Below are 14701 nucleotides of genomic sequence, written 5' to 3'. Positions count from 1 at the left end.
CAGGGAGAGCCCGGCTCCCGTTCTCAGCCGAAATGCTGAGGGAGGCGGCCTGATGCATGCGCTCCGCGTTCGAAACGACCGTACCTTTAGCCGCTGAACACGGAATTTCTCTCCTGCGGCTGATTGCGTATACGTTTCAGAACATCTTCACTGCAGGGCGATGATGTGACCAGCCGATTCGCCGCCGGCAGCATTATCGTGCCTTGAATAAAGCAAACCTTAGCTGTTGGAACCGCTTTTCCCTCGACGTCGTTCGGGGGGTGGGCGTTCAGCGCGCCACTCTTGCTGCAACTTGGGAGGAAAGGTATGGTCAAAGCTGCGTTGCTGACTTCTGTTGCTGTATTTGTACTTGGCTCGTCGCTCGCGACAGCAACCTCGCCCGCCCAAGCCGCTCCTCTGGGCTGCGCCCCAGAGGGCAGCCTCGCAGCCCTTCAAGGCGACCTCCCGTGCGGAGACGACATGGGGAACGATGACGTGATCGAGTGGAAGACCGTTCGACGCGCCCGCACGGTCATGCGGCGAGGGATCATCGAGCGGAAGCGAACGGTTCTGCGTCCCGAAATCGAACGGACCGCTGCGACCGTTCCGGAGGAGGTTGATGTCCCGGTCGCCCGGACCGAGTTGCAGCCCGTCACCGTGCCGACACAGCGTATGGTCGAGACACCGGTCACCGTCCAGCGTGCCCGCACCGTGATGCAGCCGGAACAGGTGCCGGTTCAGCGCACGGTCGTCGAACGCGAACAGGTTCCAGTCACCCGCACGGTGATGCGGCCCGAGCAGGTGCCGGTTCAGCGTACCGTCGTCGAGCGCCAGCAGGTGCCCGTCACGCGCACCGTGATGCAGCCGGAGCAGGTGCCGGTAACCCGCACCGAGTTGCGACCTGCGCAGATCCCGGTCAGCCGCACGATCACCGAGCTTGCCCCGGTCACGCGATCGCACACGGTCATGGTCCCCTACGTCGCGTTCCGGCCTGAGAAGGTGGAGACGACTGAACTCGTGGCGCAGCCTCGCACCGTGACCGAGACCCAGACGGTGATGCGGCCCCAGACCGTCACGGAGATGCAGACCGTTCAACGCCCGCGCACCATCACGGAAACACAGACCGTGGAACGTCCTCGCACTGTCACCGAGATGCAGACCGTGATGCGGCCTGAGACGGTGACGGAAACTCAAGAGGTTGCCCGTCCGCGGACAATCACGGAGGCGCGCACGGTGATGCGGCCGCGCACAGTCGTGGAGAACGAGACTGTGCTTCAGCCGCGCACGATCACCGAGAACCGAACCGTGCTGCGACCCCGAACCGTGGTGGAGCACCGCGCGGTGATCCGGCCACGGACGGTCGTGAGCAACCGCACCGTGTTGCGCCCGCACACGGTCACCAGTCGAGAGGCGGTGCTGCATCCGGAGACGGAGGTGACCACCGGTACGGTCGAGCGCCGCGCCGGTATCCGCAACGCTGCGTTTGCGGAGTAGGACGCTACTGACGCGAGAGGCATTAGGCGCGCTGTCAGACCGCGCCCAGTAACAATGGGCCGTTCTCCTTCGGGAGGGCGGCTCAGCAGTCGTGACTTGCGCGGCTGGGCAGCTTGGGAGCTGCGGAGCCAGTTCGCGCGCCTACTGACGGGAGGCCCGGTTCTACGTTGCGCGGTCCTGATCCACCCGCCGATTGCCGCTTTCTTCGCATCAGCGGGTGATCGGGTCCGAGCTCGAAGAGGTGTCTCTGACCCCTCGCGGAGGAAGGCCCAACGAGATCCTGCGGCGCTCCCTCGAGCCCATGTCGGTGTCCGCGAACTGGAAGAGGGCGGCCCCGGTTCTGGCGTCGACGACGGTCACGGACGTCGCCCCGTTCCGTGTGTGCTGCAACGGATATTGTGCGAGAGCGTGGGCTGTCGCCGCTTCCAGACTGCAGGGCCAAAGTCGGCTGGCGACGGTCCGATTGCCTTTCGAGAATATTGCTTCTGTAGGCCACGATGTCCTCCTGTTGTGAAGAGCATACGCCTGCAGCCTGGCGGGTGGATGCTGGTGTCTGCAGATCGATGCGGTCAGCCATGCCGCATTCGCGTGCCGTGGGCACTGTGCCGGTGCCTGCTCCGCTGGCCGTTGGAGTGCCCGTGAAAAACGGCGCTGACAAAATATCGTGATCTACGCGATGAGACGAAGAGGGGCTTCAACATCGTTCCAGGCGTACAATATGTCGGCCATATTCCGGCCCAGAGGTCGGGTCTGATCCCGGGTGCGGCCCCTCGATCTTCGCCATCCACGTGCCCTCCGACATTCACTCGCCTGAGCCAGGCGCTCTCCGCCGGCGTGCCGGGCGGCACTGGGCCGGCCCGCTCCTGTGCCAAGCCCCGTGACGCATCGCGCAACAAAGATCGGCCAGGACCATTATCTAGACGTTCAGATGCGCCATGGACGTCGTCGTCAAATCCGCCGGATCGGCCGGCACCTGCTGGACCTTGGCGGACAGGCTCGGCCGGTCCCTTGGCGCGATCTATCATTACAGACCCAACGGGTCCTTCGTCATCGCGGCGAAGGGGGCGCTTGTCGGGATTGTACCGCTGCACGCCACCCTCGATGACGCCATGACCGCTATCGCGCACAAGATGCACGGCGCCTGCGAACTCGACAGCGGCGAGCGACCGTAACGCTTATCCAGCCGGCCCTGTCGGTCGCTCCGATGCCATCGCGAACCGATCGGGGGCGAAGAGCCAGCCTGCTGAGCAGCTATCGCCGGTTCTGGCGCAAACCCCTTTTGCTCGGCCGTGTGCACAATCTTCCATGCCCGCCCGTCAGTCCGAAGACGGAGAAGAGCGTCGGGGCGAGCATAGAAGGTCAGCGGGACCGTCGAAACCCGCCAACGAGTCTGGCAGAAAAGATGAGCATCGCCGAACGGCGTCCGCCTCTCCCGTGTGCCGTTTGCGCCTCTGTTGCGCGGCTCTTCTAGGCGGCTCGCGCGATCCAACCAAGTACCGAGGCACATTGCTCGGCTTGGTCACGCGTCAGTCCAGACGCTACGACCTCACCGTCGCGATAAACGACGAAGGTGCCGTCGTCGACTGCGCGGATCTTGACTGATGCCATCACTCACCTCCGCCCGTGAGAGCCTGAAGCTGCGTCAGGCCGGTGGAGGTGATCTGCCGAGTGACACAGGGAATGCTGATTCCGTGGTCGCCAACCTGTTTCAGACGACCGACGCTCTCAAGGGCGGTGAGCCGACTGTGATCGCTGGGCCAGGAGTTGTCCGGCTTCTTGCGGATCGAGATCCGATAATCGGAGGCCTCGGCAGCTTTGTTGAGAAGGCGGCGCTCGTGGTTGACCAGCATTAGCACTCCTGGTTGCGGGGGGATTGAGACACATCACGCCCGCTCATCGCGGAACGTATGGCCAAGCTTCAGCAACAGTGTGGCAACAATGCGGGTTTCTACGTAGCATGACGCCGAAATCGGGTAACCGGCGGCCAACCGGCTTGGCGCCCTTCACGTAGAGATGCGGGTTCTGCTCCGCGAGAAGGGCAAGGGTTCTGCCGCCGTGGCCGCCGGGGTGGAGGCATTGGCGGGCAAACCGCGTGTGCGACGAGCGAGATCTCAGGCCAGATCACCCGGATCAACGGCTCGACGGGGCAGGCCTGATAGCGATCAGCTCCATCAGTGCGCGCATCCAGGAGACCGGCGGAATTGCGGCGAGCATCGTGGCGGCTGTGGAGCAGCAGGGCGCGACTACACAGGAGATCGTGCGCAACGTCGCCAAGGCAGCACGAGGCATCGGTGGGAGGATCGCCCACATCGCCGGTGTGGCGGGCGCAGTCGAGGAGACCGGGGCAGCGGTGTCCCAGGTGCTCGGGGCAGCCCCAGGACTGTCGCGGCAGTCCGAGCGGTTTGCCGAGCAGTTTGCAGCCGAGTTGGTCCGCTTCCTGCTTACGCGGCTCGGTTGGGTTCTGGTGCCCCTAGCACGAAGGGCCGTACCAGCACGCGGCCGCCGCTGAGGTCGTGCGCGCCGACCCGTCACTCCGACCGATCATCGCCTACAGCGATGCGCCGGCGGACACGCGCCAGCCATTCCAGTCTCGTGAAGATGCCGATCTGCTCCGCGAGCACTGGCTATGGATACTCCTCGCCAGTTCGCCGCCTAAGCCGCTCTCAGCATGCTCTATGCACAATCCTGATTTACGTATATTGAACGAGCCACAGCATTCGATCGGTGATAGGCTGCGAATTACAATGAATATAGTCCTTCTGAAGGGCAGTGCGTAAAGGGGCGATTTTGTGGTTGGTGACCCGTTCCTGCAAAAGCTTGAGCGTGCTGGTAAATTGTCAGACGAAGAGAAGGCCAAGCTGCAAGCCCTGACCACCAGCCGCAGTGTCGCGCCTGCCCGAACTGACATCGCCTCGAGCGGCAACACGGAACGGGTTTATCTTGTCGCAAGCGGCTTCGCCTGCCGCTATAAAACGCTGCAAAGCGGCACCCGCCGGATTGTCTCTTTTGTTTTGCCGGGCGACCTCTGTTATATGCACGACACCGGTGCCTTTGGACGCGATCTGAGGATTGGAACTCTGTCGCAGTGCTCCGTTGCCAATATCTCCCGCTCCAAATTGGTTGAACTGATCGACTTATATCCCACCGTCAGCCGGGCGATGTGGTGGGTTACGTTGCGAGAGTTGAGCAGGGCGCGAGAGTGGATCGTCAACGACGCGCGTCCGGCCGAACAGCGCTTGGCCCATGTGCTTTGCGAGTTGCTGGTCTGCTTGCAGGTGATCGGGCTGGCGGATGAGCAAAGCTTTGAGCTGCCAATCTGTCAAAGCGATATGGCTGACGCGCTTGGGGTCTCTGGCGTTCACATCAATCGCATCGTACAAGCGCTGCGTGGGAGCGGTCTGATCACTTGGACCAAGCATCGGGTGACAATCTCAGACGTAAAGGCTCTGAAAGAGTTTGCCGAGTTCGACCCAGGCTACCTGTGTTTCGACGGCTACGGACCCTGAAGTAGCCTCGGATGACTTGTAGCTTTGACGCCCTGCGGAGGCATATGGAACTGGTCGATCTTGCGAGAGCAGGACGGGAGTGGCTTGGCGGTAAGCAGTTACTCGACTGAGGTGCGCGATGGTGGAGATCACGCTGCAATCGGTGCAGATTGGGACCCAGTGCGCTGACACCGAAGGGCGTCTTGCTTTTGCGAACGGTAAGCTCGTCGCCGTGCTGGTGCGCCTGAGCGATGAGTTGCATGGCTCAGACGGCAGAGCGGGCTATTGGTGTCTCGAGGCAGGATTCGGAGCTTGTGAAGCTCGCCCATTGTCTGTTCACTTCGACACACTGGAGGCCGCGAGCGCTTGGCTCACCAGCCGAATGAGACGCGAATAGGCTCGGATCGGACTCGAATCCAACGCTTTGAGCAGAACGAGAGTGCTCTTGCCGGGTTAGCGTCTGCCACTTCGCGGCAGAACCTGCACCGGCACATGATGGCGGTTGCGGCTTCCGCCTCAAGCAAGCCTCGCGAGGTGATCCGCCACCGGCGCGTCGGACCCAGGAGGTTAAAGCGCCGGTTCAATCGGCGGTCAGCTGTTGCCTTTACAAAGCCGAGGCGGGGCCCGCCGCGCGTTGTCGTACGCAACATCGACTGGCAGCCCTGATTCATCGCGAATGCTTGTCCCTGGCGGCCCAGAACGGCCGCTGGCAGCCCGATGAGTTCAAGCACGTCGACGGCGACCTGTACCGCTTGGAGGCGCAGGCGCGCGGAGAGGGTTGCGGCGCGGGCAAGATGCGGACGCAGGGGATCGAGTCGCGCGACCACCTAGGCCGGGACAGGGCCGCGATCGTAAACTCGCTCAACATCGACCACGATCTGGTCGCCGCTCGGCACCATAACGGCTGTTGCTGCGCCCCAGCCAAGCCCGCGCGGCCGGAGGAACTGGGTGAATATCGGGTTCGCCCCGATCTCTTTGGGCGTTTAGACATCAAGATCGGTGTGGGACCCGGCGTGCGGCTTGGACAACAACCGAGCCGAACGGTGGTTGCGGGCCACCCATCTGCCAGACATGAATTCCGCGACGTAGCCCTCCAACTCGGGGAGGCCACATAGCGAAAATCTTGGCCTTGGCTGGCAAACAACAAAGCGCCGACGCCGTCGCCGTCCTCATCGGCGCTCCGTGACGCGGGCCGCGTCTCTGCAAAGATTTCTAGGGCCGCAGATTCAGGGAAGACAATCAGCATCGGAGGAAGTCGGGCGCAGAGAAATCGTGCTGCGATCTCCGTCTACGAATTACGCTCCAGCTCGAGCTTTGCCGTCTGGCTGTCCAGCTCCGATAGAACGGCTTGTAGGCGGACGACGGAAGTCAGTTTTGCGAGTGAAGCCAGATTCTGGCGGTGCTGGTTCAGTGCCCGACCAGGGCTAACCCCGCTTCGCTGAGCGCGACGCGTGAGGATCTCCACAAACTCCCGCGCCGCCGCTGTATCGTGCTCGTCCTTCATCTAAACCTCACACTGCTTCGCTGATCTTGTCGCCCTTGGCTCGATAGATGGTGGGCATGGTCACCGCCGGAACCGAGTCGGTTCCGTTCGGACGGCATCCAGTGAGCAAGCGGATCAAGCGCCCAAAACCGACAGTTGCTTCACTTTTACAAGGATGTTCGAGCCAGCCACGATCTTCCCAGCGTTGTCCCGCAGCGGCGTCGGATGCGGCATGACCGGAATTCGTGTATTGTCAGGCTGTTCAAGGAAAATTTGCAGGCCACGCACCGCACAACCTTGCTGGAATGCAAGCGCAAGCGGCCAGTGCTCACGCGTTATTGGCGTTCCGTCAGTGTCGTAGATGCGCCAAGAACCGCACCAACGTTCCTCGCCGATGACTGGGCGACGGCCCCACAGTTCGGCAGCTGCATCATTGTAGTAGGTCAGCCATCCTTCGGCATCAGTGGTATACAAGGGAGCCGAGAACGTCTGGAGCAGCTGAGCGCGCGCGGGTTCGTAGTTCCAGCCGCGGTCAGGCGGCGAGAGCTCGTATTCATCGATGAACATTTGACGCCCCCCATCCGCGACCACGGCGCCGCGTTTGGCCTCAGCTCTCATTTCATACTAAAGTACAATTGGCAAGCATATCTGCATAGAGCCCTGACCCGAGAGGCTATTATCAAATGTTAATCGGGGGTTCAGACTCAATTAAGGCGCGCACCAGATAATCGCGCCGTTAGAATGGTCCTCGCGTATCGGATGAGAAATCCGGGCCGAGGGCTCAAGACGTCGGGAAATGATCGGCAAAACTGCCGGAAATACGGAATATTCCTGCTGTCCTGCTTGACGTCAGATTTGCGATGCAGCATTAGGCCGTAGCGCCGCACAAATCAATCCGGCGTTGTTGAGTTTCGAGGGCTATCATGAGCGTCACCCAGCCAAGTTTCGAGATCTCGACCGAGATGCGCGATTTTGCGGAGAAAGGCGTCGAGCAGTCGCGCTCCGCATTCATTACCTTCGTGCAAAACGCTCGCAAGGCGATGGAGAGCGCTCAGGCGCAGACGAAGACTGCAGAGCTGCCTATCAGCGTCGCCTATGTGCGTGGTCTCGAGTTCTTCGAGCAGAACCTCGCCAGCACCTTCGATCTCGCGCAGAAGCTGGTTCGAGCCAACAATCTGCAGGATGCGCTGCAGCTCCAATCTGAATATGTCCGCACGCAGTTCGCTGCGCTGCAGAGCCAAGCCAAGGAGCTCGCGAGCACGGCTCAGCCTACCAAGGCGGCTTGATCGATGCGGGACATCGCCCTCTGCACCTCAGGTGCAGAGGGCGTTCATGACCTGTGAAATGGTTAATGTCGCGACAGGATGGAGTATGAAGGTGGGCGGCGCCCGCTGCCTCAAGCCCGCCTTTGGTCGCTCTCGACTGGGACGAACCCGTGCAGGAGTCGCGGCCGCCGGTCGCGAACGGATGCCGGGCTGTGGAGGCCGCTCCTGGATGCCGTGGGGTACACCGGATTGCGATCCGGTGCCGCGTATACAACACCTGATCACAAAAGTTTGTCGCTCAAGTCCTTACCTGAACGACAAGTCGACCAAAGATTTTTCAGGCTGCAGCGGCAACTGGCACTTTGAATATGACGGACCGGTCTGAGTACTGGACCTCAACCCACGAAGAACAGACGGGATACCTACCGCGCGCCTGCTCTTGTAGCAGAACCTCAACCATCTGCTTGGCCTTGCGATATGCAAAGCCGATGTTCTCAAATTGCATTCCTTCTTTGTCGACGACCTTTTCTCCATCGCGATACAGGTCGAAATAGAACTTTGCCATTGCGCGACGTTGCCTCCCGAACGGAGCGCTCTCGGGCGCCTCACGATCACGTTCGTACCTCGGATGAGCCGGGGTTCCATTAACATTTGCAAAATATCGTGTCGAACCCGCGGCACGTGGAAACATCGTGCAACCTTGGCTGAGCGGCCGGAGGTTCGCTGCTCTACGGTGGCGTATCTGCGACCCACGATCTCGGCGCGCTGCGCGGCAACACCTGAGCGCTGCTTTTCAGCCTACATTGCCGGCCGAAACCCATCTTGAATGGAAGGGCGCTGCGGGTTCCGCTTGGTCGGAGTCCTGCTCTGCGAGGGGAGCCGCTTTGGCGAGCGTCGCGATCGAGCGGGGTAGCTCCAGGTGCTCTGGTCTACCTCCGCCGGCAACCAGAAGAGAGCCGAGTTCGATCTCGGCCGACGGGCGGCCGGATCCGGGGGCCGCCTCGTGCTGAACGAACGGGCAGCCCTTGGCTTCGTCGTGCACCGAAAGCCATCGGACGCCGTTTGGGCTCACGCAGAGCCCTCGCGTCCGGTTCATCGCCGGATCCTTTGTGGAACCTGCCTATGGAGCCGTTGCAAGCCGGGAAGGAACGCTCCGGCTGTTTCCGCCCTTCCCTTTCGTGATGTCTCGGCTAACGAGCGGCTTCTTACGCGTATCGACGAACTCACTCGATGGGACGCTCGTGAGGTTCAGTGCCAGTTCAGCGTAGCCGTGATATCAGGTCTTCGCGAACCTCACAGGAGTGAATATGAAGAGGCTGGCTTATGCGGCGCTCGCAGCCGCTCTCGCGGGCTCTGTTCTCATCGCCCCATCCGCCGAAGCTCGCCCGGGCTACCGTGGGGGCTATGGCTATCACGGTGGCTACGGTTACCGGGGTGGATACCGCCATTACGGCCACCGGCGGGGCCCTGGTGTGGGCGGCGCGTTGGCAGCAGGTGCTGCTCTCGGCATCATCGGGGGAGCGATCGCTGCCTCTCAGGCGCCGCGCTACTACGCTCCCGCTCCGGCCTATGGCTATTACGACCCTTATGGCTATTGAGGGTAGCTATAGGGCCGGTATGAATATGGGGCGCCTACGGGCGTCCCGTCCTTCGCCTGATGTCGGCTGCGACAGGACTCATCTGTGAGGGGCGCCTCCGCCGATTTGAGTGAAGCTCGGGCGGTTCTCGACCAAGCGGACCAGTCCAGCCCTGTTGCCCCGGCCGCGCACAGGTGAACGGCAGCGAGAGGGCCGCCTTCGCGGAGTTCCCGGAGCGCCAGCCTTACCACTCGGCCACGCGATCCCGGATCTTCGCGACGAACGAGCGCGTGAAGCGCTCCAGATCGGTTTTGTCGCTGTCCTCTCGCGCGTCGAGGGCCTTCCGGTAGTCGGGGCGGGTCTGCGGCGCGAGATCGGTGGGCGCCGCGTACGCACGGTAGGCGGCGATGAGGCTGCCAAGCGTACCGGGTTTGAGCGGCGGCCACCTCGGTGCTTTTGCCAATCCGAGCCACGAATCGTCCTGCCGATGATCCGTCGTGCTCGGGTGAGGCCGATGAAGCAGACGTGTTCGCCCTTGCTCAACCACGTGCGGACGAGCGTGAAGCAATAGGCACCGCGGCGGGATAGGTTGGCCGAACTGGCGATCGCGTCGGCAATCCGCACGCCGAACAATTCGCGAGTGGCGGGGGTGGCGGTACGCATGGCTTGGCCACCCACCGCTGGCGGCGGAAGAGGCTTAGTCCGCGTGTCGCGATGCGCGTCTCCTTCCGGACAGACAGGAAACACGCGGAACTCCCACACACGTCCATACTTGCCGTGAAGCCCGATCCGGGCGCGGCGAGGAGATCGGCCCTGATGCCTGACGTTCTCACCCCGCCGATGGTAGCTCTGGGGCTGACCATCACGTTCGTAATCACTGCGGGAGCCGTTGGCATTCGGCGCACGCGGCATGATCCGAGCCGCCGCACCGAACTGCTGATCATCTTGACCGTACTGACGCTTACGATGGCGGCGAGTGTGGCCCTCTTCCAGCCGCTGCGCGCCGGCGATTTGATCGACGCGCGGCCGCAGCCTTGAGGCGAGGCTGAATCCCCAGGTGATGACGGCGCTCATGCCGCCTCCACGCGCGATGTCGAGCGGGTCGGTCGGGGGGGGGAGCGGCTGCAAGCCCAGGTGAGGATGTTTCGCCGGTCTCGGACGTCTACTCCCAGTAGCCTCTCGCCGACACCGAAGGGTGTCCTGAGCAAGGGGTGACGGCTTGGACCTGCCCGGCGGTATCTCTGATGTCGCGCATCACGCTCACCCCCATGATCCTTGCAGCCGTCTTCACGTTGGGCTGCGTCAGCATCCACAGCGCGCGCCGGCATCCCGACGCCGTCACCTTGGCCTTGCTTCTGCTGCTTGGGTTCCTCGCAACCTTGTACGTCGGCCAGCATGGAAGTCTGGATGCGCGTCATCCTGCCTGGCAGCACGAGGCCGTCCACCCGTGGATTCAGCCGCCGCCGCATCCGACGATGTGAAGGCCCCCGCATAGCCTTGTCCGCTTGCTGGAGGAAGGCTCAGCCGCGGGCGCCTCGGGTCGCGACGGAAGCGCCGTCAAGAGCGCCTCTGGTTAAGCAATCTTGATCTGTTGCTGAGTTATTTCTATAGTATCCAAAGTCGGTTTTTATAGATAAGAGTGCCATATATGCCCAAGGCAAGGTGGTTGCTGCTAGCGGGCTCCGCCCTATTTTTCCTTGTCGGCGCATTTGGTTCTAAATATGACCCTATGGCACGAGATAAGATCAACGGGTTCTTTATTAAAGAGTGGGCGTTTTCAGCGGCTATTTTCTTCGCGTTCTGCATGACCTTTCTGCGAGAACGATGACGTTCTTAAAGCTTTGGCCTGCGGAGTGTTAGGGAAGCCGTCGCGCCGCCGCTCGTGATGGCTCTGTGCTCACCCATGAGCAGCCTTGTGCGCGAAAGCGGTCCGCGCGATCTCGGCGAGGATGGAGCAGAGGTCGGTTGCAGGTTCTCGTCGGGGTTGATCAGGCCGATGGCCTTTGTGGCAGCCGAGAGCGGCGGGAGGCGGGCGAAGGCTACCCACCAGATCAGCGTGAGGGGCGCGAGTGCGGGCAGGAGGAGCGCGGCGGCCACAGACCCGCTCCTGCGGCAGGTTGACCCGCGGGAAACCAGACGCGCGCGTGATTGATTTCACAACGGACGATCGCCCGTCCGAGGCGCCTTGCGAGTTCAGATTTCTGTCGGACGAACCAGCGAGGCCGCCCATGGCTAACCGCGATGTCGTTTTCGAGGCTGAGGCCGGCGTTGTAACCTTCATGCTGCTGAGTTCCGCCTTCCGCGAGCTGGCGGTCGCCATTCGCGGCTCCGACCCCCAGCGCGGCAATGCCTTGCTGCTCGAACTCGAGGAGCGGCTTGTCGCCACCCTCGAAGGATTCGAGGCCGACCGGCCCGACATGGCTGGCAGCCCGGTCCTGCACGAGGCTGCGCGGCGCGTGTGCACAGTCGTGCGGGCATCGCGGGGCTCGTGTCACGTCGAGGGCAGCGCGTAGCGGGACGGGGCGGATCACGGCTGCTCTTCCGTCGCGGTGGCTGCCTCCGGCACCCCCTCGGCATCCTCCGGGACTTCGGCCCTCAGCTTCGGCAGCAGGGTCACGAGGAGGCTGCTGAGCGGCAGGGCGCGCTGTCGGCCGGCTCGGCCATCGGCGTTCGCCCCGGTGGCCGCCTCGATCATCTCGCGTTTGATAGGGCTGGACACGGCCATACTGCTACTCCGCGGCTTGGATTGCCGGCTGAGGGGCAAATTCACTTGCCGATGCTCGCTCTAAAATCCGAAATCAGTCATCGGCCGGATTGTTAACCGGCGCCAAGCAGAATGCTCGAGTCTAATCTGATCTGGTTCAGCCATGCCCACAGAGCGCAGAGCGGCCCCGCGGCGAGACATTTTCCGGCTGGGGGAACTGATGACGGACAGGAGCGCCGCACCGATCGACTGCCTTGTCCGCAACTCCTCGGAAGTCGGAGCCCTAATCGAGGTTAAAGCGACGGAAGGCTTGCCAACCGAGTTCCACCTGTCCGTGGCAAGCACCGGCATAACCAAGCGGTGCCGTGTCACGCGCCAGACTAAGCATCTGTTAGGCGTTGTCTTCACGAACTGAGTTGCAGCAGCAGATCTTTGGAGCGCGAGAGGCACGTTCATTCCGCCGCTCCCTCGCCGCTCGCCGAGAAGGGCGCGGCGCGAAGTGGGCGAAGGCCGCCCACCAGATCGGCGCAGAAGGCGCAAGTGTGAGGAGAAGCACAGTGTTCCGGGCCGCGACTCGTTAGTTTGGCGTAGCTCGAGTGGGCAGGGCGATGCGCCCAATTCCCGACATCGCGCGGCGCCGGGGCCGGCCCAAACTGACCGGACCGGGTCAAGCGGAGGACAGGCCGATGAACTACGAATCTTTGATCGACGACGGCGACCACGCCGGCCTGTCCGACGATTTTCAGGAGGCGAACGGCGTTGCCTTCATCCTCGCGAGCAACGCCTTTCTGAAGCTGGCAGAAGCCTACATGCGCCGGGAGGAAGCGGCCGCTTTGGGTCTGATCAGCGAGGTCGAGGCCGAGATGAGCGACGTGTTGCGGCGCTACGCGATGGAGCCCGGACACCGAGACGTACGCGCCGATGTCATGCTGGAGGCGGCGCACAAGCTGGGCGCCCTGTTGAACGCAGGACGCGCCCTGTCCAAGGCGGCGCCCGGCGTTCACTGACGCGGCACCCGGGTGGGGACAGGGAGTGGCTATGATAGCTGCTCTCCCACTCCGAGGGCTGCCTTGAGCGCCTCCTCGGCGTCCTCCATGACCTCGTCCTTCAGCTTCTGCGGCAGGATCGCGCGGGCGTTGCCCATCGACGGGACAACTTGGGCCTGCCCGGCGCTGGCGATCGCCGCAACGGCGGCCCCGATCGTGTCGCGCGTGCTCGTGCTGACCTCAGCCCTGCTGCTACTCCGCATCCTGGATCGCAGGAGTGAGGGCGGCGTCCGCGATCATGCGGGCGCTGCGGTCTAGGGGATTGTGGGCGCTCGCGGCGATCTTACACGATGAGGTGCGGGTTGCCGGTTGAACAGCGGAGGCATCCCCTGCCCTATCGATGACTTGGCCGTGCTCGGGTTTGGATCACAATCCTTGCGTCGGGTGTTCGAAACCCTCCCTCGCTACCATTCTTCGCAGCCTCGCTTGGCCTCAAGCGACTCCTTGTCTTTCTACCGTAGCGCGCAGGCCGCCGGGCTTCGCCTCGGCGCAGATGGTGGATGCGGGAGCGACTTGGCCCGCTGATGATGGTGGGTCGTTCGAGGAGCGCAGGCCGAGATCGCCGCGGAGCCGCGGAACATGATGCCCGGTTGCAGATCCGTTCGGATGGAAAACCAATCTTCGTCGGGGGCGATGAGGTAACCCATCTCGGTTAGTTCCAATTGGTGACTATGCCGATCCGTATCAACCAGCCAACCTGATGCGGTTGCGGGACTGTCCCGCAGACTGGACCGAGCGCCCATTGAGGAAACCGCGCTCGGCGCGGGTCTAATCCGCTGCGCCCGAGCAGGTCACCGGTCGCGTGCCCCGCACGTGCGGACAGCCTGAGCTCGGGCCTGCCTGAGCCGCGACGCGCGCGCATCGGGGGAGCCTCACCATGAACGATCACCTCGGACACCTACTGGGCGGCGCATCCCTGGCCGCCGCGGCCCTGATGCCTGCGCCCAGTTTCGCCCAGGACTTCACAGCGTCATCCGCGGCTCCTGGCCCGGCGGACGCGCGAGCGATAACACCCGGCCGCCTCTGGATCCGACCCTATGAGCCGCCCGTCAATTGGGTTTTCCCGGCCTGGCAGAGTCTCGTCCCGTTCGCGCCCCTGAGCTTCGGCACACCGTTGGCCGGCCCGGCGCCGAGCGGAGCCAATACCCTCAACACCGGCGGCTTCAGCTTCGGCCCGACCGGCGGTTCCGGCAACAACAATGGCAACGGCAATGTCGGTTCGAATAACGGCAATGGAAACGAGACGAACGGCAACGGCAACTTTGGCGTGGGCGACAACCGCGGGAACGGCAACGCCAATTTTGCGGCAGAGTGACACGCTGCACGTTCGGCTTGGCTTCGCGCTGCGAACCGCCTTGTGCTCAAGCCCCAGAACACCTCTCGGGACAAGCCGATCGAGACTGGCGCGACCAGGAACGTGTCCTCATCGTTGCGCACCGGCCTCTGCCCGATGCATCCCTGCCGAGCCTCTGCGGCGGCGCGCGAGAGGCGAACGATCGCCCGTGAGTACTGATCCGGCGGCTTGAGGTCGCTGTCGCTCCAACTCCCATAAGAACAGGCCGCTTGGAAAGCGCGCGCTCGACGCGGGTTGTCTCCTCGGCCGAAAGTTACCGGTATGTGGCCCAACCCCAGGAGGTCGCTTCTCGGGGCTTCCGTCACACCCCGGAG

19 protein-coding genes and 1 pseudogene are annotated in these 14701 nt (G+C 63.0%); 13 read left to right on the top strand and 7 right to left on the bottom strand.

The features are described from left to right. The first annotated feature begins 459 nt into the window (after positions 1-459). Together ACYCO6_RS07310 and ACYCO6_RS07305 are read left to right on the top strand one after the other, a co-directional pair. Positions 460-1473 (top strand): hypothetical protein, encoded by a 1014-nt coding sequence (locus ACYCO6_RS07310; RefSeq protein WP_459770655.1) that lies wholly within the window; start codon positions 460-462, stop codon positions 1471-1473. 935 nt (positions 1474-2408) lie between these two features. Continuing rightward, positions 2409-2645 (top strand): hypothetical protein, encoded by a 237-nt coding sequence (locus tag ACYCO6_RS07305; protein ID WP_459770653.1) that lies wholly within the window; start codon positions 2409-2411, stop codon positions 2643-2645. A gap of 435 nt (positions 2646-3080) precedes the next feature. Here ACYCO6_RS07305 and ACYCO6_RS07300 read toward each other — a convergent pair whose 3' ends face one another. Next, complete coding sequence (locus ACYCO6_RS07300) at positions 3081-3323, bottom strand: hypothetical protein (protein ID WP_459770651.1); 243 nt, start codon at positions 3321-3323, stop codon at positions 3081-3083. 181 nt (positions 3324-3504) lie between these two features. On the opposite strand from ACYCO6_RS07300, the pseudogene ACYCO6_RS07295 reads away from it, so the two are divergent. The 4 genes and pseudogenes from ACYCO6_RS07295 to ACYCO6_RS07280 all read left to right on the top strand — a co-directional run. Further along, a pseudogene (locus tag ACYCO6_RS07295) lies at positions 3505-3982 on the top strand (hypothetical protein); the annotation flags it as partial. A 280-nt stretch (positions 3983-4262) separates the two neighbouring features. After that, on the top strand, positions 4263-4979 hold the full coding sequence (locus tag ACYCO6_RS07290) for a Crp/Fnr family transcriptional regulator (protein ID WP_459770649.1): 717 nt from the start codon (positions 4263-4265) through the stop codon (positions 4977-4979). Between the two features lie 118 nt (positions 4980-5097). Then, positions 5098-5355 carry a hypothetical protein gene (locus tag ACYCO6_RS07285; protein WP_459770647.1) on the top strand — a complete coding sequence of 86 codons (258 nt, stop codon included), beginning with the start codon at positions 5098-5100 and terminating at the stop codon, positions 5353-5355. Between the two features lie 283 nt (positions 5356-5638). Continuing rightward, positions 5639-6073, top strand: a complete 435-nt coding sequence (locus ACYCO6_RS07280) for a hypothetical protein (RefSeq protein WP_459770645.1) — start codon at positions 5639-5641, stop codon at positions 6071-6073. Between the two features lie 173 nt (positions 6074-6246). Here ACYCO6_RS07280 and ACYCO6_RS07275 read toward each other — a convergent pair whose 3' ends face one another. After that, on the bottom strand, positions 6247-6462 hold the full coding sequence (locus ACYCO6_RS07275; protein WP_459770644.1) for a hypothetical protein: 216 nt from the start codon (positions 6460-6462) through the stop codon (positions 6247-6249). A gap of 114 nt (positions 6463-6576) precedes the next feature. Beyond that, positions 6577-7008, bottom strand: a complete 432-nt coding sequence (locus ACYCO6_RS07270; RefSeq protein WP_459770643.1) for a hypothetical protein — start codon at positions 7006-7008, stop codon at positions 6577-6579. A 356-nt stretch (positions 7009-7364) separates the two neighbouring features. Here ACYCO6_RS07270 and ACYCO6_RS07265 point away from each other — a divergent pair, with 356 nt between their 5' ends. Continuing rightward, positions 7365-7727: a phasin family protein gene (locus ACYCO6_RS07265; RefSeq protein ID WP_459770641.1), complete on the top strand. Its 363-nt coding sequence runs from the start codon at positions 7365-7367 to the stop codon at positions 7725-7727. Positions 7728-8043: 316 nt separating this feature from the next. Here the strand turns inward: ACYCO6_RS07265 and ACYCO6_RS07260 are convergent, their stop codons facing one another. Continuing rightward, positions 8044-8271, bottom strand: coding sequence for a DUF6894 family protein (locus tag ACYCO6_RS07260; protein WP_459770639.1), 228 nt, complete (start codon positions 8269-8271; stop codon positions 8044-8046). 742 nt (positions 8272-9013) lie between these two features. On the opposite strand from ACYCO6_RS07260, the gene ACYCO6_RS07255 reads away from it, so the two are divergent. Further along, positions 9014-9304 carry a hypothetical protein gene (locus ACYCO6_RS07255; RefSeq protein ID WP_459770638.1) on the top strand — a complete coding sequence of 97 codons (291 nt, stop codon included), beginning with the start codon at positions 9014-9016 and terminating at the stop codon, positions 9302-9304. 223 nt (positions 9305-9527) lie between these two features. Here the strand turns inward: ACYCO6_RS07255 and ACYCO6_RS07250 are convergent, their stop codons facing one another. Continuing rightward, positions 9528-9746, bottom strand: coding sequence for a hypothetical protein (locus tag ACYCO6_RS07250; protein ID WP_459770635.1), 219 nt, complete (start codon positions 9744-9746; stop codon positions 9528-9530). Positions 9747-10099: 353 nt separating this feature from the next. On the opposite strand from ACYCO6_RS07250, the gene ACYCO6_RS07245 reads away from it, so the two are divergent. The 3 genes from ACYCO6_RS07245 to ACYCO6_RS07235 all read left to right on the top strand — a co-directional run bounded on the left by ACYCO6_RS07245 (position 10100) and on the right by ACYCO6_RS07235 (position 11796). Then, positions 10100-10321 (top strand): hypothetical protein, encoded by a 222-nt coding sequence (locus tag ACYCO6_RS07245; RefSeq protein WP_459770634.1) that lies wholly within the window; start codon positions 10100-10102, stop codon positions 10319-10321. A gap of 206 nt (positions 10322-10527) precedes the next feature. Further along, on the top strand, positions 10528-10764 hold the full coding sequence (locus tag ACYCO6_RS07240; protein ID WP_459770632.1) for a hypothetical protein: 237 nt from the start codon (positions 10528-10530) through the stop codon (positions 10762-10764). Between the two features lie 747 nt (positions 10765-11511). After that, positions 11512-11796: a hypothetical protein gene (locus ACYCO6_RS07235; RefSeq protein ID WP_459770630.1), complete on the top strand. Its 285-nt coding sequence runs from the start codon at positions 11512-11514 to the stop codon at positions 11794-11796. 14 nt (positions 11797-11810) lie between these two features. On the opposite strand, the gene ACYCO6_RS07230 is transcribed toward ACYCO6_RS07235, so the two are convergent. Then, on the bottom strand, positions 11811-12002 hold the full coding sequence (locus tag ACYCO6_RS07230) for a hypothetical protein (RefSeq protein WP_459770628.1): 192 nt from the start codon (positions 12000-12002) through the stop codon (positions 11811-11813). A 686-nt stretch (positions 12003-12688) separates the two neighbouring features. Between ACYCO6_RS07230 and ACYCO6_RS07225 the strand changes: the two genes are divergently transcribed. Beyond that, entirely contained in the window at positions 12689-12994 is a 306-nt protein-coding gene (locus tag ACYCO6_RS07225) for a hypothetical protein (protein WP_459770625.1), read from the top strand. Positions 12995-13023: 29 nt separating this feature from the next. Here the strand turns inward: ACYCO6_RS07225 and ACYCO6_RS07220 are convergent, their stop codons facing one another. Next, positions 13024-13236 carry a hypothetical protein gene (locus ACYCO6_RS07220; RefSeq protein ID WP_459770622.1) on the bottom strand — a complete coding sequence of 71 codons (213 nt, stop codon included), beginning with the start codon at positions 13234-13236 and terminating at the stop codon, positions 13024-13026. Between the two features lie 674 nt (positions 13237-13910). On the opposite strand from ACYCO6_RS07220, the gene ACYCO6_RS07215 reads away from it, so the two are divergent. Then, positions 13911-14348 (top strand): hypothetical protein, encoded by a 438-nt coding sequence (locus ACYCO6_RS07215; protein WP_459770620.1) that lies wholly within the window; start codon positions 13911-13913, stop codon positions 14346-14348. The last annotated feature ends 353 nt before the right edge of the window (positions 14349-14701 follow it).

The sequence above is a fragment of the Methylobacterium sp. CM6257 genome, from assembly GCF_054611515.1.
This window is presented reverse-complemented; position numbering and strand designations above follow the sequence as displayed.